This window comes from Marinobacter sp. AC-23, assembly GCF_001858325.1.
GTDB lineage: Bacteria > Pseudomonadota > Gammaproteobacteria > Pseudomonadales > Oleiphilaceae > Marinobacter.
Genome location: NZ_MBPP01000105.1, coordinates 1 through 2,550 on the forward strand (window position 1 = coordinate 1; position 2,550 = coordinate 2,550).

Below are 2,550 nucleotides of genomic sequence, written 5' to 3' on the forward strand. Positions count from 1 at the left end.
TGGGTGTAACAATTGGCCCCTTGTTTTCCATGGTGGAGCAAAGGGTGCCAGGCCAACACATAACCAACCGACAAGAGGAGCTGTTCATGCAGCACCGACAAAATGGCGCAAGCCAGGAAGTGGCTGCCGCCAAGGCGGGTATTTCCGTTCGATCCGGACGACGTATCGAGACCTCAACACAAAAGCCCCGCATTAACACCGAGCGGCAGTGGCGCACCCGGGAGGATCCGCTGGAAGCGGTGTGGGATACAGAGCTGCTCCCTTTGCTAGAAGCCAAGCCTGATTTGACCGGAACAACCCTGCTTGATTACTTGCAGGAGCAGTATCCTGAGCATTACGACCAGACCATCTTGCGCACACTGCAACGCCGGGTGAAGCAATGGCGAGCACTGCATGGGCCGGAACGCGAGGTCATTTTTCGCCAGCAGGCCGTTGTCGCACAGCAGGGGTTCTCTGATTTTACCCACCCCGATAACCCCGTTACGATTCAGTCCAAGGCCTTTCCACATCTGCTCTATCAGTTTCGACTGGCCTACAGCGGCTGGCGCTCGGTCACCGTGGTTCAGGGCGGTGAGAGTTATGCAGCTCTGGCGACGGGGTTGCAGCGAGCCCTTCAGCAGGCTGGTGGCAGCCCTGTTGAGCACCGCACGGATAGTTTAAGTGCGGCACGCAATAACCGTCAGAACGTTTGGACAGAGGCTTACAGTGAGCTGTGCCAGCATTACCGCATGACCCCCACCCGGAATAATCTGGGACAGTCCCATGAGAACGGCGTGGTGGAGTGTGCCAATGGCTCGCTCAAGAAACGCCTGGCCCAACAGCTGTTACTGCGCGGCCACAGTGACTTCGAGAGTATCGAGCAGTACCAGGCGTTTATCGATTGTGCGGCTGACAAACTCAATCGGCGCAACCGGACCCGTGTCCTTGAAGAGCAGGCTGCCTTGCAGCCTCTGCCGGAGTTTACGGCGGCGGAGTATCAGACCCTCCATCTCAAGGTGACGCGCAGCTCAACGATCGAAGTCCGCCGCGTTGTCTACACCGTGCCATCGCGACTGATTGGTGAGTCGGTGCAAATCCGCCTGCACCACGACAAGCTGGTACTGTTCGTTGGGCAGCAGCCGGCACTGACCTTGCCACGTGTTTATCCCAAGGCGGGTGAAAACCGTGCCCGCAGCGTCAATTACCGGCACGTGATCTGCTCGCTATCCTCCAAGCCACAGGCCTTCCGTTACTCTCAGCTGCGTGATGACCTGCTCCCGGACGACAACTACCGCGAACTCTGGCAACTCGCGGATGAGCATCTTGAACCCCGTGAAGCCTGCAAGTGGATCGTGACCGCCCTTCGACTGGCCTTCGAATACGATGATGAACAGTCGCTGGGGGAAGACCTGTTGATAGAAGCCCGGGCCGGCCGGTTCGCGTCAATTACCGAGATCCAGTCACGCTACCTTCGCGGCAATCCCGATCTCGAATTCTCAGCTTCAAGTCAACACACCCTGGTCAGTTATGACGACTTGCTGTCTTCGATCCGCAGCCAAGAGGCGTCGATATGACCGACTCCGTCGCCTTGCTGCTTAAAGAACTGCGTCTGCCGGCCTTCCACCGTCACTATCAATCGCTCTGGGAAACGGCCATTGAAAAGAACTGGTCACACACGGATTACCTAGCAGCCTTATGTGAATACGAACTCTCGGACCGCTACCAGCGTCGAACTCAGAAGTGGCTGCGAGAGGCCAGGCTTGCGGCCAACAAAACCTTCTCGGCGCTGGATCAAAGTGGCTTTAGCCGCCCCTGCAACGCCGCACTGGCCAAGCTGCAACAAGACAGTGACTGGGCACACCATGCCGACAATGTGCTGTTGATCGGCCCCAGCGGCACCGGCAAAACCCACATCGCCAATGCCCTGGGCCATCAACTCACCGAACAGGGCGTGCGCTGCAAACTGTTCCCAGCGATAGCGCTGGTTCAGCACTTACAACAGGCCAAGCGCGATCTCGACTTGATGACCGCCATGACACGCCTGGATAAATACCGGGTCATCATCATCGATGACATCGGCTACGTAAAAAAGACGGATGCGGAAACCCAGGTGCTGTTCGAGTTCATCGCCCACCGCTATGAGAGTGGCAGCTTGATTGTCACCGCCAACCAGCCATTCAGCGAGTGGGATCAGATCTTCCCGGACAGCATGATGACCGTAGCGGCCGTAGACCGACTCATACACCACGCGACGATTATCGAATTAGAGGGGGAAAGCTACCGACGACAGCAACAGCTTAAGCAGGCTGGAAAGAGTAAAAAGTAAGACCACCCAACCGGCCATCATAGTTGTCGCGGACCGGACAAGATAGTTGACGCCAGACAAGGAAACTTGCTCCATAAAGGGCGTAATGGTCTCAGTGAAATTCAGAGATGCCAGATAGGGATACCCCAGCTCAAGAACCTTGGCCGTCAAACGGAATTTTTGRTCATCCTGCGACACATAGCCCAGCTTCTGTAAGGTAAGCAAAAAACGACGCGCTGAAGCTCTGGATAGATTGTTTTTTGCGC

The 2,550-nt window shown here is 56.5% G+C and carries 3 protein-coding genes; 2 read left to right on the forward strand and 1 reads right to left on the reverse strand.

Going from position 1 to position 2,550, the window contains the following annotated elements; translation table 11 throughout:
- Positions 1-1,553 (forward strand): IS21 family transposase (gene istA / locus BCA33_RS19585; protein ID WP_254774643.1); only part of this gene is annotated, 1,553 nt, incomplete at its 5' end.
- The gene (gene istB / locus BCA33_RS19590) at positions 1,550-2,305 is read left to right on the forward strand and encodes an IS21-like element helper ATPase IstB (RefSeq protein WP_071268468.1); all 756 of its coding nucleotides are present in this window, start codon (positions 1,550-1,552) and stop codon (positions 2,303-2,305) included. The genes istA and istB, both read left to right, overlap by 4 nt.
- Here istB and BCA33_RS22480 read toward each other — a convergent pair.
- Positions 2,243-2,550, reverse strand: a 308-nt coding sequence (locus tag BCA33_RS22480) for a helix-turn-helix domain-containing protein (protein ID WP_254774644.1), incomplete at its 5' end; no start/stop codon positions are given. The genes istB and BCA33_RS22480 overlap by 63 nt on opposite strands.